Origin of the sequence: Woodsholea maritima DSM 17123 (genome assembly GCF_000382325.1) — a bacterium.
Classification (GTDB): Bacteria; Pseudomonadota; Alphaproteobacteria; order Caulobacterales; family Maricaulaceae; genus Woodsholea; species Woodsholea maritima.
The window spans coordinates 507,009-519,964 of sequence record NZ_KB908056.1 but is presented as its reverse complement, the minus strand read 5'-3'; the positions used below and the strand labels follow the sequence as shown (position 1 = coordinate 519,964).

Sequence of the window (12,956 nt, the reverse complement as noted above, 5' to 3'; positions counted from 1 at the left end):
TTTAAGGAAGAATCTGAACGCATTCAGTTGCGAAAGTGTGGCGTTTTGTCCTATGGTTGGGACAATCTGACGCGGCGGGGTGATGGCGCATGTATAAACCCTTAGATGGATTGCGGCTTTTAGCTTTAGAGCAAGCCGATGCCGGTCCCTTTGCCACGCAATTGCTCGCCGGATTGGGCGCGGATATCATCAAGATTGAACATGACCGCAGCCATGGCGATCATGCCCGCCGCATGGGCCCTTATGATTTGGGGGTGGATGATTGCCTTTATTTTCAGACCTATAATCGCTCTAAACGCTCCATGACGTTGGATCTTCATGATCGCGGTGATCGTAAGTTGTTTCATAAGCTGATTGAAAGCGCAGATGGTCTGGTGACGGCGTTACGCGGCGATGTGGTCGATAAGCTGGGTCTGGATTATCCGCGCTTGAAAGCCTATCGCCCCGATCTGGTCTGTGCGCATTTGACTGCCTATGGCCGTGAAGGCCCGCGCGCCCATTGGCCCGCCTATAGCGCGATCATTCAAGCCGAGCTTGGCCTCTTCCATCATCAACCGTCCCAGGACGATTTTGACCTCTATCCCCATGGCGCAGCGAGTCTCGACATGCTGGCGGGGTCTTTACTGGCCAATGGTTTGTTGGCGGGATTATTAGCTGCGCATCGCCAGGGGAAGGGCTGTGATGTCGACATCACCTTGTTTGGCGCGGGCCTGATCCAGCATGGCTATCAGGCGAGCTGGCAGCTGAATGGCGCGCAAGGGCTGGAAGCCCCGCGTGAGCGTGCCCAACACCCATCCTCTGCGCCCTCACAAGTGTTCCAGACCCGCGATGGCTGGATCTTGATCATGTGCCAACGCCCGAAATTCTGGGCGGCGCTGTGTCAGGCGTTGGAAAAGGAAAGCTGGCTGCATGATCTGCGGTTTAGAAACCGGGTGTCGCGCCGTTTGAATGCCCATGCCTTGCAAGAGGAATTGGAAGCGGTGTTTTTGACCGGAACTAATACACAATGGCTGGATGTGTTGGCGGGTAAGATCCCTATCGCCCCGGTACAGAGCTTTGAAAGCGCTAGCCATACCGATTTTGTCCAGGATTATATCCAAACCCTGGATCATCCCGCCATGCCGGATGGTTTGCGCCTAGTACAAGACCCGATTGCGGTCAATGGCCAGGTCATGCCGGCCCATCGTGCGCCGGATCTGAATGGAGATGCAGGTGAGGTTTTGGATGATTTGTTGGCGCGGCCCGCCCGGCGGGCCGCAACCCACTGATCAGCAATTGCCGCATTCGCGGTTCAGCGTCATTTCATAGGTGAAGCGATCAGCCGGATGGGTGTTGAAGGATTTCGACATCAGATTGCCGTCTGGGTCGAAATAGGTGCGCTGGGTCTGTAGGGCGGGAATACCCGCTTCAGCTTGCAGCATTTCGGCGAGATGGGCGGGCAGAGCCATGGCGATGATGGCTTGATCGACACGCGCGGTCGGCACGCCGCGCTCTTCCGCCATCCAATCGGCAATCGCGCCCAAACGCTCCACCATTTGCGCGGCAGGCGGGGCCAGATCCGCACGCATATAAATGTCGGTATGACCAACGGGCAGTTCACCCGGTATCATGCGTAGACCGGTAATGTGTTGATATTCTCGCGCTTCCAGGCCTAAACGCTTGGCGTCTTCAGGCTTTAAGGTCACGAATTCTGCGCGCACCTGTTTCAGCTGGGTGCCACGCTTATACTGGGTCAGGTCATCAAGACCGCCTAAACGATGAGCATACGTGGTTTTGACCTCTTGGGCCAAAACAACCGTTCCTGCACCGCGCCGACGTGCGATGAGACCGGCTTCAGCCAGCAGGCGCAAGGCTTCGCGGACCGTATGGCGCGACACGCTATAGGTTTCACACAGCATATGCTCAGTCGGCAACAGATCACCCACATGCGGATCGCCATCAGCGATTTTCGCGCGCAAGGTTTCAGCCAGAGCCAGATAACGAGGAGTTAAAACGGTGGCGGTTTTTGTCTCAGACATGGGGAGGTTACTCGCATTTATATTTTTATGGCGACTTTGCATAAAAGCCCTGCTCTGTCAGCGCTTTATCCTAGGTCTCGGGTCTGATCCCTAATTTGAGAAAACTCAAAACTTAGGGGGGCGCTTGTCCAAGAAGGCCTGATAGCCCTCTTTGAAATCATCACTCGAAAACGCGTCTTGAAAAATCTGACGCGTTTCATCGCTTTCTATACATTGGCCTTGGCCCACCCATGCGATCAGCGTTTTCATGGCGCTGAGCGATTGAGCAGAATTTTGACTCAATGTTATAGCGTAGCTACCCACCCGGTTCTTTAATTCGGACTTTAAGACGCAATAGTCAATAAGATTGAGGTGTAGAGCCTCAGTGGCGGACACTTTACGCGCGGAAAAAAGCAGATCTTTCGCCCGCGAGGGGCCGACGCAGCGCGCTAATCGCGCAATATCCGAAAAGGGATAAGTTAAACCCAGCTTGGCCGGTGTGATTGCGAAATGGACCGTGTCACTGGCAAATTTAATGTCACAGGATAAAGCCAGCGCGACCCCCCCGCCCACGCAAGGCCCTTGAATGGCGGCGATGGTGGGATGGGGGAAAGCTTCTAGCGCGTTCAGGCCATCGCGAATGGCCGCCGAATAGCGTGCGGCGCGCTGGGGCGTTTCATAAACGCTGGCAAATTCACGGATATCGGCCCCGGCGCAAAAAACATCGCCTTCGGCCTCCAGCACCAGAACCCGGCAGGCTGGGCGTGCGGCCAGATCGGTAAGAAGCCCTGGCAGCGCCAGCCACATGGCTTCGGGAATGGCGTTTTTATGCGCAGCGCGGTCCAGGCTTAGAAAGGTGATCGGGCCATCATGGCGTAGGGCAAAACCTTCGATATCCGTCATGATGGCCGTCCTTATGTCCGCGAAGTCGTCAGGCGAAGGCTTGCAGGCCCGTTTGCGCGCGGCCCAGGATCAGGGCATGCACATCATGGGTGCCTTCGTATGTGTTGACCGTTTCCAGGTTAATCGCATGACGGATCACATGATATTCTCCGGCAATCCCGTTTCCGCCATGGATGTCGCGCGCTTCACGGGCAATGGCCAGCGCCTTGCCACAATTATTGCGCTTCATCATGGAAATGGCTTCGGGCACCCAAGCGCCTTGATCAAGCAGGCGGCCCAATTGTAGCGCGCCCAGCAGACCCAAGGTAATCTCGGTCTGCATGTCGGCGAGCTTTTTCTGAACCAGTTGCGTTCCTGCGATAGGTTTGCCAAAGACCACACGATCAAGCGCATAGGTGCGTGAGCCCTTCCAGCAGGCCTCAGCCGCGCCCATCGCACCCCAGGCGATGCCATAGCGGGCCTTATTAAGGCATGAGAAGGGTCCGCGAAGCCCTTCAACATTGGGAAGGATCGCGTCATCAGGCACAAACGCATCATTCAAAGAGATGGAGCCCGTCACCGAAGCGCGTAGCGACAGCTTGCCTTCGATTTTCGGGCAATCAAAGCCTTTGACGCCCTTTTCAACGACGAAGCCGCGGATTTTGCCGTCTAGCTTCGCCCAGACAACAGCCAGATCGCTGATCGGTGAATTGGTGATCCACATTTTTGCGCCATTGAGGATATAGCCGCCATCGACCTTTTTCGCCGTGGTCCGCATCGCGCCCGGATCTGAGCCGCCATCGGGCTCAGTCAGGCCAAAGCAGCCGACCCATTCACCGCTGGCGAGCTTGGGGAGGTATTTTTTACGCTGCTCTTCGCTGCCAAAGGCATAGATGGGGTACATGACGAGGGAGGATTGAACGCTCATCGCGGAGCGATAGCCGGAGTCTACCGCTTCAACTTCGCGTGCGATCAGGCCATAGGCGACATGATTAAGCTCTGCCCCGCCATATTCACCCGGTAGGGTGGAGCCCAGAAGGCCCAGCTCGCCCATCTCATTCATGATCTCGCGATCAAAATGCTCGCGGGCATAGGCGTCCACCACGCGCGGCAACAGCTTATCTTGGCAATATTGGCGCGCGGTCTCGCTGACCATGCGCTCGTCTTCGCTCAAAAGCCCATTGAGGTGGAGGGGGTCTTCCCAGTTAAACGTCATCGTTGGTGAGGCGTCGTGCGCGGCCATGTTTATCCCCATCGGTCTGGCTGTGGCCCCTCTCATGGGGGCTAGTCATATTTTAGTCGGCAAATTAGCGCCCCGTGTCCCGAAGGGCGAGGGGGCAGAGCCAAGATAAAGCAGTCGATCTTAATCCGCGCTGGAGGTGTGATCGGCCACCACACGCCAGCCTTCGTCAAATTTATGGACATGTAAGGTGAAAAGGCCAGAAGGATGATCGCCTTCACGGGTCAGCGCCCAGCGGCCAAACACCAGGCCATCATCGTCATCCATCAGCGTAATTTCGACATCGGTGAAGTCGAGATGGCCCATGGCTTCGCGCGTATTGTAGCGGGCTTTATACCGATCCAAAGTTTGCTGCCAGCCATAAGTGATTGTACCGCCAGAGGCAAAGCGCAAGGCTTCATCCTGCCAATAGCCTTGCATATAGCCCTCCACATCGCCGTCATTCCAGGCGCTACGCTGGGCTTCGATCACGCTGGCGATGGCGCGCGTTTCGCTGGCCTCATCTTGGGCCGCATCGTTGGGCGGGGTTGAAAGCGCGAGCACCAGAACGCTGAGCAGTATCGACATGGTCTACATCCCTCTTTTCTTAAGCGATGAGTTAGACGGGCACTCGCCATCGCGGTCAAGTCAGGTTAAGACTTGTCCAAACCATAAAGGGGCGCACGCGCTTGATCCTTGTCAAAAGGGCGGGCGCGCAGCGAAAGGGGCAGCATGTCACATAGTTTTGTGATCATTCTAAGCTTGGTCATTTATAAGCTGGCGCTGATTGGTATTGGGATTTGGGCTTCGCGCCGGACCCAGAATGAAAGTGATTATTTTCTGGGCGGGCGTGGGCTGGGCGCATGGGTGTCCGGGCTCTCCTATGCAGCCTCAACCTCTTCGGCCTGGGTGCTTTTGGGCTTTACCGGCTTTGTCTATAGCTATGGGGTTTCGGCCCTGTGGATGGTGCCGGGGATTTGGGGCGGCTATATCGCGGTGTGGCTGGGCCTGGGCGAGCGGCTGCGTGAAGAGGCGGCGCGCTGTGGTCATCTCACGCTGTCGGATTTCCTGGGCGCAGGCGTGAGTAAAGAGTGGGCACGCGCGATTTCGATCCTCAGCGCAATTTTGATCCTTTTCACCTTCGTTTTTTATATTGCGGCGCAATTTGGCGCGGCCGGGTTGGCGTTTCGCACCCAATTGGGCTTGGGCCAGACCGAAGCCTTGATCATCGGGGCGGTGGTTGTCTTGATCTATAGCTTTATCGGCGGGTTTTGGGCCGTGGCCGTCACCGATACCTTGCAAGGGGCTTTGATGGCGTTGAGCGCGATCATCTTGCCGGTGATTGCCGTGATTGCGGCGGGTGGGCCGGTTGAGATTTATCAGACCTTGGCTGCGCAAGAACCGAGCGCTTACCTGCATCCCTTTGGCGAGCGGACCTTCTTTGGCTTTTTAGGCTTTGCCTTGGGCATTATGGCGATCGGCCTGGGGCCTATGGGCCAGCCGCATCTGATTGCGCGCCTGATGGCCGTCAAGGATGAGAAGGCGCGCTGGCAGGGCTTCTTCATTGCCATGCTGTGGGCGGTTTTGGTCTTTAGCGGAATGGCCGCGTTGGCCCTGGCCGGGCGGGCGCTGATTTCCAATCTGGGCGATGGGGAGACCTTGTTTTATGTCATGGCCGGGGCGCTGTTGCCGGTGGTCTTAAGCGGCTTGGTGATTGCCGCCGTCTTGTCCGCCGTGATGTCGACGGTCGATTCGCTTTTGATTGCAGCCGGGGCCGCTGGGGCGCATGATCTGGGCTTAACCAGGTTGTTTAAGGGCCGTGAAGTTCTGATCTCGCGCTTGATCATCACCATTTTATGCGTGTTTGCCGTGATCTTAGCCTTGATCGTTCCAGCGAGCATTTTTACCCGCGTCTTATTTGCCTGGGCAGCGTTGGGCGCAGCCTTTGGCCCGGTGGTCATTGCGCGCGTGTGCGGGGTAGAGCCTAAGGGCTGGGCGATTATCGCTTCAATTCTGCTCGGCTTTAATTTGACGGTGTTATTCTACACGGTGGGGCAAATGCCAATGCCGCCGCAGTCGGCAGATGGGCTTGTGGCGGGGCTTATTCGCATGGCCCATACACCGGGTGATCCGTTTGAGCGGATCCTGCCCTGGATCCCGGCGCTTCTTCTGGTGTTTGGCGTGCGGCAACGCCGTGAAAGCGATGACGCATTCGGTCTTTCTGCTGAAGACTAAGGCTATTAAAGCCCTGCGTAGGGACGGCGGGATCCGTTAGGGCGCGGCCTGCCTAAGAGTGTCCTCGCCCCCCCCCCTCAAAGCCCTGCGTAGGGACGGCGGGATCCGTTAGGGCGCGCCGAATATTAGGAGTGTCCTCGCCCCCCTCAAAGCCCTGCGTAGGGAAGGCGGGACCCGTTAGGGCGCGGCCTGCCTAAGAATGAGTGTCCTCGCCCCCCTCAAAGCCCTGCGTAGGGATGGCGGGATCCGTTAGGGCGCGCCGGACCTCGCCCCCCTCAAAGCGATGTGCCGCGCTGATACATCCTAACGGACCCCATCATGACAACCGCAAGATTAGTGCTAATCGAATTAATCTTTGAGGGTGTGATCCGTATAAAGAAAGGCCCCAGGTGGGGAGGGGGAACCTGGGGCCTTCAAGAAACACGTGGTTCTGCCGTCGGGGGTATCGGGCATCGCCAGGTGATGAGCGCGAGACATGAACGACGCTCACTTAGAGTTTATGGCGATGAGATGGGGCGAGATTTCTACCAGATTATGACTTTTCCGCCCTAATCCTGAATATTCGTTCTCATAATAATGAATTGATTTTAATAAATAAATTTTGCGTAAGGTCGGCCTTATCGCCCGTTATGGGCGATAAGGGGTCACGCTCACTAAATCGAGGGTGTAGGCGGTGTCGCCCAGATCATTATCTTGCTGTTCAGTGCGTAAAATGCCCTCGACATAGACCGGATCCCATAGGCCATCGATCTGAACAGGTTCCTCGGTGCGCACATAAACCAGCTGATTGGGCGGAGGTGGGGGTACATGAACACAGGCCCCCACATAAGGTACCAGCAAAAAGCGACTAACTTTATTATCCTGAGCAAAGTCAAACGGCAGAACATAGCCGCCCAAACGGACATGCTTGCCGTCGAGTTCTTCTACCACGTCGAACATGCGCACCTGAGGCATGCGTTCGGTGCCGAAATGGTCCATCCCATTGGCGAGCGCTTGCATGCGTTGCAATTGCGACAGACGCTCGGCCGCGCCTTCAGGCATCAAATCGGCCCAGGTCAGATCCAAGCGTTCCTCAGCGACGCTGGAGTCCTCGTGCGCCAGGCTGGGGGTGGTGATAAGGGCAAAGGCCGTGAAGAGAGATAGGATATAATGTTTCATATCCTATCTTTTGCCGTCTTCGTGCGCGCTTGGCAAGATGGTCTTTAGCCTGCTTCACACACGCGTGTGATCAGCGCGGTATGCAGTCCGAATAGGCATACCACGAAGGCGCATGAGAAAAATCAAGCGCTAAGACAGGCGGGTGTTCATGGTGGTGGACAGATCCCATGAGAAGGGCGACCGCAACACCGGCCGCGATGGGGCCTAGGGCTTGAGCGGCCTTGGCGCTTTTGGGCATGTGGAAGATTTGGTTGAGCCCGACATAGATGAGTAGGCCCGCGGTCAACGCCAGGGCATCATGGAAGCGGCTGGGGTCAAATTCGCGCACGATCGGATCGGCGATGATCGTGCCCAGGGTTGTGGTCAGGCCAGCCGCCATAAAGGCGAAAACCCCAGCTTTGAGATTGGAAAGCCCTGCACGCTGTAGCAGGACAAAACACATCACGGCTTCAGGAAATTCGTGAAGGATCAAGCCGCTGGCAATGGACAGACCCGAATGGGGGTCATTGGCCACGGTCAGGACGAAGATGCCACCATCCAGGAAAGAGTGTAGCGCAATCACCAAGACCGAGGACAGCGCCGCTGCCGTTTGGCCGAACTGGCGGTGCATCAAGAATTGCAGACCGCTGCCCAAGGTGATGCCGATGACAATGAACCAAAGGGCGTGATTATCGCCTTCCAGGGCTTCGGGGATCAGGCGTGTTGCCGCCAGGGTCAGGATCAAACTGCCCGAAAAGACCGCGAAAAAAGGCGCATGGGCGCGTGTCCAGCCCGCTTTTACGGCAACCGCCAAGAGGCCTAAGAGGCTGACCAGTGCAGCGGCAAAGCCGAGACCAAAAGCGGAAAGAGAAATCATGGATACTTATGCTGGGGCTGAAGGAACACGCGATCACGTTATATGATAACATTCCCGCCGCCTAGCGCTTTTCACCGTTTTTGTGCAGTGCGATGGCATCGAAGTGTGCATAAAAAAGCCCCGAACCCAAAGGGCCGGGGCTTGATAGATCTTGAAAAACACGCGCGGCTTAGCTTGCGCCTTTTTCCATTTGCGATTGCATATAGCGCTCTTCGCCGATCTTCTCGATTAGGCCCAGCTGGGTCTCCAGGAAGTCGATATGTTCTTCTTCGGATTTCAAGATTTCTGTGAGGAGGTCACGGCTGACATAATCGCCGACGCTCTCACAATAGGCGATGGCCTCTTTATAGACCGGATGGGCGTGACGCTCGGCCTTCAAATCGCCTTCGAGGCATTCTTTCAAGGTCTCGCCGATATAAACCCGTCCCAGATCTTGGACATTGGGCAAGCCTTCCAGGAAGAGGATCCGCTCGATCAGCATATCAGCATGCTTCATCTCGTCGATGGATTCTTCGTATTCGATCTTGGCAATGCGCGCAAAGCCCCAGTCTTTGAACATGCGCGCATGGAGGAAATACTGGTTGATCGTGGTCAATTCCAGCTTCAGAGCTTTGTTGAGATGCTCAATAACCGTTGTGTCGCCTTGCATAGGGGCCTCCCAAGGATGAAGGGTTTAGGGCTGGAAAGGGAGGCTAAGGCGGCTTGTCATAATCGCCAAGGATTATGTTCGCGAGTGTGTCTGATTATTTGTCGCAAGTAGAATGATTTAGAGAAAATAAAGGCTTATTCAGCCGCTTCGACCATGGCCGGGTGGCTCTCTTTCAAGCCTAAAATCATCGCGGCGGCGTCTTCTAAACAGCGTCCGCATTTGGGTCGGGCATTGCAAGCTTTGAAAGCGCCCACCACATCACGCGCCCCGGCTGTTTGCGCGGCGGCTTTGAACTCTCGATCCTTCAGGGCATTGCAGATACACAGATACATCGGGTATTCGGTCCAGAGATACGGTAAACGCTAATCATTCGCATTCCGATTAAGCCTGAGAATGAGAATGTTTGTCAACCGCAGTGTGCAGGCCAAAGGTAAAGTCAAGGTATGGGTATCGGGGGATGGATTAAGCGCGATGGGGCCAAGCCTTTGATACGCGATATAGATCTACACGGGACACAGGTTCGCTATACGCTGCAACGCTCCAACCGGCGGCGCACGATCGGCTTGAAAATCGGGGCCGACGGGCTGGTGGTAATCCTGCCCCCCCGCACGCCTGAGCGGGAGGGCGAGCGGGTCTTGCGGGATAAAGCCGACTGGGTGCTGAGCCATTTAAAAAAATGGCGCGATAAGCCGCGCGCCGATGAGTTTGAGGGCCGTGATGGCGAGCGTATCGGCTATCTAGGCTCGGCTCTGGTCTTGCGCTTACATCCCTATGGCAAGGCGCGCACCCGGATTGAGCGCCAGGGTGACGAGTTGCATCTTTATTACGATGAGAGCTTACACGATACGCCCTTGCGCGCGGCGACTTTGCGCCGGGCCTTGATGCGCTGGCGCAAAGGCGAAGCTTTGGCTTATATGGCACCGCGCCTGGAGAGCTATGCCCAGCGTCTGGGCGTGGAGGTTTCAGCCCTTCATATCCGTGAACAGAACCGGCGCTGGGGCTCGTGCGCCAGTGATGGCTCCATCCGAATGAATGCCCGCTTGATGGCCTATCCGGCTGAGTTAATTGACTATGTGTGCGCGCATGAAGCCTGTCATCTGATAGAGATGAACCATAGCCCCCGGTTTTATGCGCTATTGGCACGCCTGATGCCGGATCATGCCCACCGGCGCGCCATGCTGATGCGCCTCACCCCGCCGGGCGTGGTGTATTAGGGGGGGCATCTCAACTTCACCCCTCTTAAAACACACAGCTTTGTGCACTGCACACTTTTGTCTTGTTTTAAACGCGATATAGTCGAATAATCTTCCAAATATGGTGTTGTCTCAAACCTAAATAGAGAGATTATTGCGCAAAATGAGCGTGGATCAGAGTTTTTATCGCGAAAAACGGTTGCCGCCCTATGTTTTTGCCGAGGTCAACCGGCTGAAGCTGGAATATCGTCATCAGGGCCGCGACATCATTGATTTGGGCATGGGCAATCCGGACCTGCCCCCAGCCGCCCATATCGTCGATAAATTGAAAGAGGTGGCCGGTGATCCGCGCGCCCACCGCTATTCCGCCAGTCAGGGCGTCCCCTCGCTGCGCAAGGCCTTGGCGCGCTATTATCAGCGTCGCTTTCATGTCGATCTCGACCCGGATCAAGAGGTGTGCGTCACCTTGGGGTCCAAAGAAGGGCTGGCAAATTTGGCCCAGGCCGTAACCGCGCCGGGCGATGTGATTTTATGTCCTGACCCCTCTTATCCCATTCATATGTTTGGCTTCATCATTGCCGGGGCGAGCGTGCGTCCCTTGGCCTTTCACAGTCCGGAAGATTTCCTGCGCCAGGCCGCCCATGCCTGTCGGCACTCCATTCCGGCCCCGTCGGTGCTGATTTTGAACTTCCCATCCAATCCGACCGCGCAAGTGGTGGATTTGGACTTCTACCGCGAGGCGGTGGCGCTGGCCAAACGCGAGAACCTGATCCTCATTTCAGATCTGGCTTATTCCGAGATTTATTTTGAAGACAGTCCGCCGCCGTCCATTCTGCAAGTGGAGGGCGCGCGCGATGTGGCGGTGGAGTTTACCTCCATGTCGAAAACCTATTCCATGCCGGGCTGGCGCATTGGTTTTGCCGCCGGGTCAAAGCGCTTGATCCATGCGTTAAAGCGGGTGAAGTCTTATCTCGATTATGGGGCCTTCACGCCCATTCAAATCGCGGCGGTGGCAGCCTTGGACGGCCCGCAAGATCATGTGGCGGAGGTGCGCGCCATTTATAAGGCCCGCCGGGATGTGATGGTAGAAAGCTTTGGCCGGGCAGGCTTTTATATTCCAACCCCGCCTGCGACCATGTTCGCCTGGGCCCCCATACCGGAGGCCTATCGCGAACTGGGCTCGGTTGAGTTTTCCAAGCAGTTGTTGGAGCGCACGGGCGTTGCCGTCGCCCCGGGCCTGGGCTTTGGCGAGCGCGGGGATGGTTTTGTGCGCCTGGCCATGGTGGAGAATGAACAGCGTATTCGCCAGGCGGCGCGCAATTTAAAGGGCATGTTTCTGGCCCAGGCCAAGGCCAGTTAAGGCTTTATTGACCGTATCTTTTCGCGATTTAGTAAGGGCAGGTGTGGCTTAATCCAGAGCGTATGACTTTTGGAGGGGCTATGCTCACCGCGCTTAAAAAATTCTGCCAAAACACACGCGCCAATGTGGCGATGATGTTTGCGGTTGCCCTTGCGCCTTTAACGATCGCGGTTGGCGGGGCGGTGGATTACACACGCTCGACCATGATCGGGCTGGAGATCCAAAACGCGCTGGATTCGGGTGTGTTGGCGGCGTCATCCCTGACCCAAACCCGTGACCCGGAAGAGGTCGTGCGCGCCTATGTCTTCGCCGCGCTGGAAGAATATCCCGACATTGACCCGAGCAGCCTGCAGGTGTCGATTGTTTCGAACACGGCTGTGAACTCGCGGCGTGTCACGGCCAGTGCCTCCATTGATCTTCCCACCATCATGCTGGGCATTATGGGCATGAAGACCATGCGTGTGCATCGTGAAGCCGTGGCCTTAGAAGAGGTGCGCAATATCGAAATTGCCTTGGTGCTGGATGTCTCCGGCTCCATGGGCGGATCGCGGATCAATGCGCTGCGTGAAGCGGCCCAGGACTTTATTGATGTGGTGCTCAATTCTGAAACGACGCAGCGTACTAGCGTCTCGATCATCCCTTATAATGGCGGGGTGCGTTTACCGGCTGATGTCAATCAAGGCTTTTTGGGCGGTGCTTTGTCGCTGATCAATAATAGCGGCTGCCCCGATATGGGCGTTGCCTATCCCACCGTAATTGCGCTGCCTTCGCGCCAGGTGGAGATGCTGGAATGGCAAGGTACGCCCATCATTGGCTGGCGCAGCAATGCTTATTGTCCCAATCAAAACGCGGAATCCATGTTCCTGACCAATAACGCCACGGCGTTGAAGTCGCGGATTGCAGCCTTGGGTGCGAGCGGAAATACGGGCCTGGATGTGGCCACAGGCTGGGGCATGCGCGCGCTGGATCCTAGCTGGCGCGGTAAGTTGGGCGGTAATTTTAGCGGACGCCCCGCCGATTATGATGATCCTGATACCTTGAAAATCCTGGTGGTGATGACCGATGGTGAGGCTACACACCAAACCCGTACCCGGTGGCAATGGGGGTGGTGGCAGCAATATTACCCCTATCATGCCGCGACGGCGCGTTCGAATATGCTGGATGTATGTGATCAAGCCAAAGAGGAAGACATTCAGGTCTTTACCATTGCGTTCCAAGTGCCCAACAATACCGCGCGTAATCTGATGCGCGATTGTGCACAGGATCCCGCGCATTATTTCGATGTCAAAGACTTGGATATTAAATCGGCCTTCTCCGCGATTGCCGCGTCTATCAATGCCCTCCGTTTGACGAGTTAATTGGTCTGGGACGACCCAGAAAAAGGCCTGCCTCTATCCTAGAGGCAGG

The 12,956-nt window shown here is 56.3% G+C and carries 13 protein-coding genes; 5 read left to right on the top strand and 8 right to left on the bottom strand.

Annotated elements, in window-relative coordinates:
* Positions 1-89 precede the first annotated feature (89 nt).
* Positions 90-1,268: a CaiB/BaiF CoA transferase family protein gene (locus H151_RS0102515; RefSeq protein ID WP_019960051.1), complete on the top strand. Its 1,179-nt coding sequence runs from the start codon at positions 90-92 to the stop codon at positions 1,266-1,268.
* Here H151_RS0102515 and H151_RS0102510 read toward each other — a convergent pair whose 3' ends face one another.
* From H151_RS0102510 to H151_RS0102495, 4 genes are all read right to left on the bottom strand, one after another.
* Positions 1,269-2,018: a GntR family transcriptional regulator gene (locus H151_RS0102510; RefSeq protein WP_156823344.1), complete on the bottom strand. Its 750-nt coding sequence runs from the start codon at positions 2,016-2,018 to the stop codon at positions 1,269-1,271.
* A gap of 105 nt (positions 2,019-2,123) precedes the next feature.
* A complete protein-coding gene (locus H151_RS0102505) occupies positions 2,124-2,900 on the bottom strand; it encodes an enoyl-CoA hydratase/isomerase family protein (protein ID WP_019960049.1) in 777 nt (258 codons plus the stop codon).
* Between the two features lie 28 nt (positions 2,901-2,928).
* Positions 2,929-4,122: an acyl-CoA dehydrogenase gene (locus tag H151_RS0102500; protein ID WP_019960048.1), complete on the bottom strand. Its 1,194-nt coding sequence runs from the start codon at positions 4,120-4,122 to the stop codon at positions 2,929-2,931.
* A 120-nt stretch (positions 4,123-4,242) separates the two neighbouring features.
* The gene (locus H151_RS0102495; protein ID WP_019960047.1) at positions 4,243-4,686 is read right to left on the bottom strand and encodes a YybH family protein; all 444 of its coding nucleotides are present in this window, start codon (positions 4,684-4,686) and stop codon (positions 4,243-4,245) included.
* Between the two features lie 144 nt (positions 4,687-4,830).
* Here H151_RS0102495 and H151_RS0102485 point away from each other — a divergent pair, with 144 nt between their 5' ends.
* Positions 4,831-6,333: a sodium/proline symporter gene (locus H151_RS0102485; RefSeq protein WP_019960046.1), complete on the top strand. Its 1,503-nt coding sequence runs from the start codon at positions 4,831-4,833 to the stop codon at positions 6,331-6,333.
* Between the two features lie 627 nt (positions 6,334-6,960).
* On the opposite strand, the gene H151_RS0102475 is transcribed toward H151_RS0102485, so the two are convergent.
* The 4 genes from H151_RS0102475 to H151_RS0102460 form a co-directional block, all read right to left on the bottom strand.
* The gene (locus tag H151_RS0102475) at positions 6,961-7,491 is read right to left on the bottom strand and encodes a DUF3299 domain-containing protein (protein WP_019960045.1); all 531 of its coding nucleotides are present in this window, start codon (positions 7,489-7,491) and stop codon (positions 6,961-6,963) included.
* Positions 7,492-7,561: 70 nt separating this feature from the next.
* Positions 7,562-8,347 carry a ZIP family metal transporter gene (locus H151_RS0102470; protein ID WP_019960044.1) on the bottom strand — a complete coding sequence of 262 codons (786 nt, stop codon included), beginning with the start codon at positions 8,345-8,347 and terminating at the stop codon, positions 7,562-7,564.
* A 169-nt stretch (positions 8,348-8,516) separates the two neighbouring features.
* Positions 8,517-8,996, bottom strand: a complete 480-nt coding sequence (gene bfr / locus H151_RS0102465) for a bacterioferritin (RefSeq protein WP_019960043.1) — start codon at positions 8,994-8,996, stop codon at positions 8,517-8,519.
* A 134-nt stretch (positions 8,997-9,130) separates the two neighbouring features.
* Complete coding sequence (locus H151_RS0102460) at positions 9,131-9,328, bottom strand: (2Fe-2S)-binding protein (RefSeq protein ID WP_019960042.1); 198 nt, start codon at positions 9,326-9,328, stop codon at positions 9,131-9,133.
* A 111-nt stretch (positions 9,329-9,439) separates the two neighbouring features.
* Between H151_RS0102460 and H151_RS15240 the strand changes: the two genes are divergently transcribed.
* The 3 genes from H151_RS15240 to H151_RS0102445 all read left to right on the top strand — a co-directional run bounded on the left by H151_RS15240 (position 9,440) and on the right by H151_RS0102445 (position 12,907).
* Positions 9,440-10,210, top strand: a complete 771-nt coding sequence (locus H151_RS15240) for a M48 family metallopeptidase (protein WP_019960041.1) — start codon at positions 9,440-9,442, stop codon at positions 10,208-10,210.
* 142 nt (positions 10,211-10,352) lie between these two features.
* Positions 10,353-11,549, top strand: a complete 1,197-nt coding sequence (locus H151_RS0102450; RefSeq protein ID WP_019960040.1) for an LL-diaminopimelate aminotransferase — start codon at positions 10,353-10,355, stop codon at positions 11,547-11,549.
* A gap of 80 nt (positions 11,550-11,629) precedes the next feature.
* Positions 11,630-12,907 (top strand): vWA domain-containing protein, encoded by a 1,278-nt coding sequence (locus H151_RS0102445; protein ID WP_019960039.1) that lies wholly within the window; start codon positions 11,630-11,632, stop codon positions 12,905-12,907.
* Positions 12,908-12,956 lie beyond the last annotated feature (49 nt).

Excerpts from the sequence above, each read along its gene's own strand:
- H151_RS0102470 (WP_019960044.1), bottom strand. The coding sequence starts at position 8,347 with ATGATTTCTCTTTCCGCTTTTGGTCTCGGCTTTGCCGCTGCACTGGTC.
- H151_RS0102510 (WP_156823344.1), bottom strand. The coding sequence starts at position 2,018 with ATGTCTGAGACAAAAACCGCCACCGTTTTAACTCCTCGTTATCTGGCT.
- H151_RS0102515 (WP_019960051.1), top strand. The coding sequence starts at position 90 with ATGTATAAACCCTTAGATGGATTGCGGCTTTTAGCTTTAGAGCAAGCC.
- H151_RS15240 (WP_019960041.1), top strand. The coding sequence starts at position 9,440 with ATGGGTATCGGGGGATGGATTAAGCGCGATGGGGCCAAGCCTTTGATA.
- bfr (WP_019960043.1), bottom strand. The coding sequence starts at position 8,996 with ATGCAAGGCGACACAACGGTTATTGAGCATCTCAACAAAGCTCTGAAG.
- H151_RS0102460 (WP_019960042.1), bottom strand. The coding sequence starts at position 9,328 with ATGTATCTGTGTATCTGCAATGCCCTGAAGGATCGAGAGTTCAAAGCC.
- H151_RS0102485 (WP_019960046.1), top strand. The coding sequence starts at position 4,831 with ATGTCACATAGTTTTGTGATCATTCTAAGCTTGGTCATTTATAAGCTG.
- H151_RS0102495 (WP_019960047.1), bottom strand. The coding sequence starts at position 4,686 with ATGTCGATACTGCTCAGCGTTCTGGTGCTCGCGCTTTCAACCCCGCCC.
- H151_RS0102475 (WP_019960045.1), bottom strand. The coding sequence starts at position 7,491 with ATGAAACATTATATCCTATCTCTCTTCACGGCCTTTGCCCTTATCACC.
- H151_RS0102450 (WP_019960040.1), top strand. The coding sequence starts at position 10,353 with ATGAGCGTGGATCAGAGTTTTTATCGCGAAAAACGGTTGCCGCCCTAT.
- H151_RS0102505 (WP_019960049.1), bottom strand. The coding sequence starts at position 2,900 with ATGACGGATATCGAAGGTTTTGCCCTACGCCATGATGGCCCGATCACC.
- H151_RS0102445 (WP_019960039.1), top strand. The coding sequence starts at position 11,630 with ATGCTCACCGCGCTTAAAAAATTCTGCCAAAACACACGCGCCAATGTG.
- H151_RS0102500 (WP_019960048.1), bottom strand. The coding sequence starts at position 4,122 with ATGGCCGCGCACGACGCCTCACCAACGATGACGTTTAACTGGGAAGAC.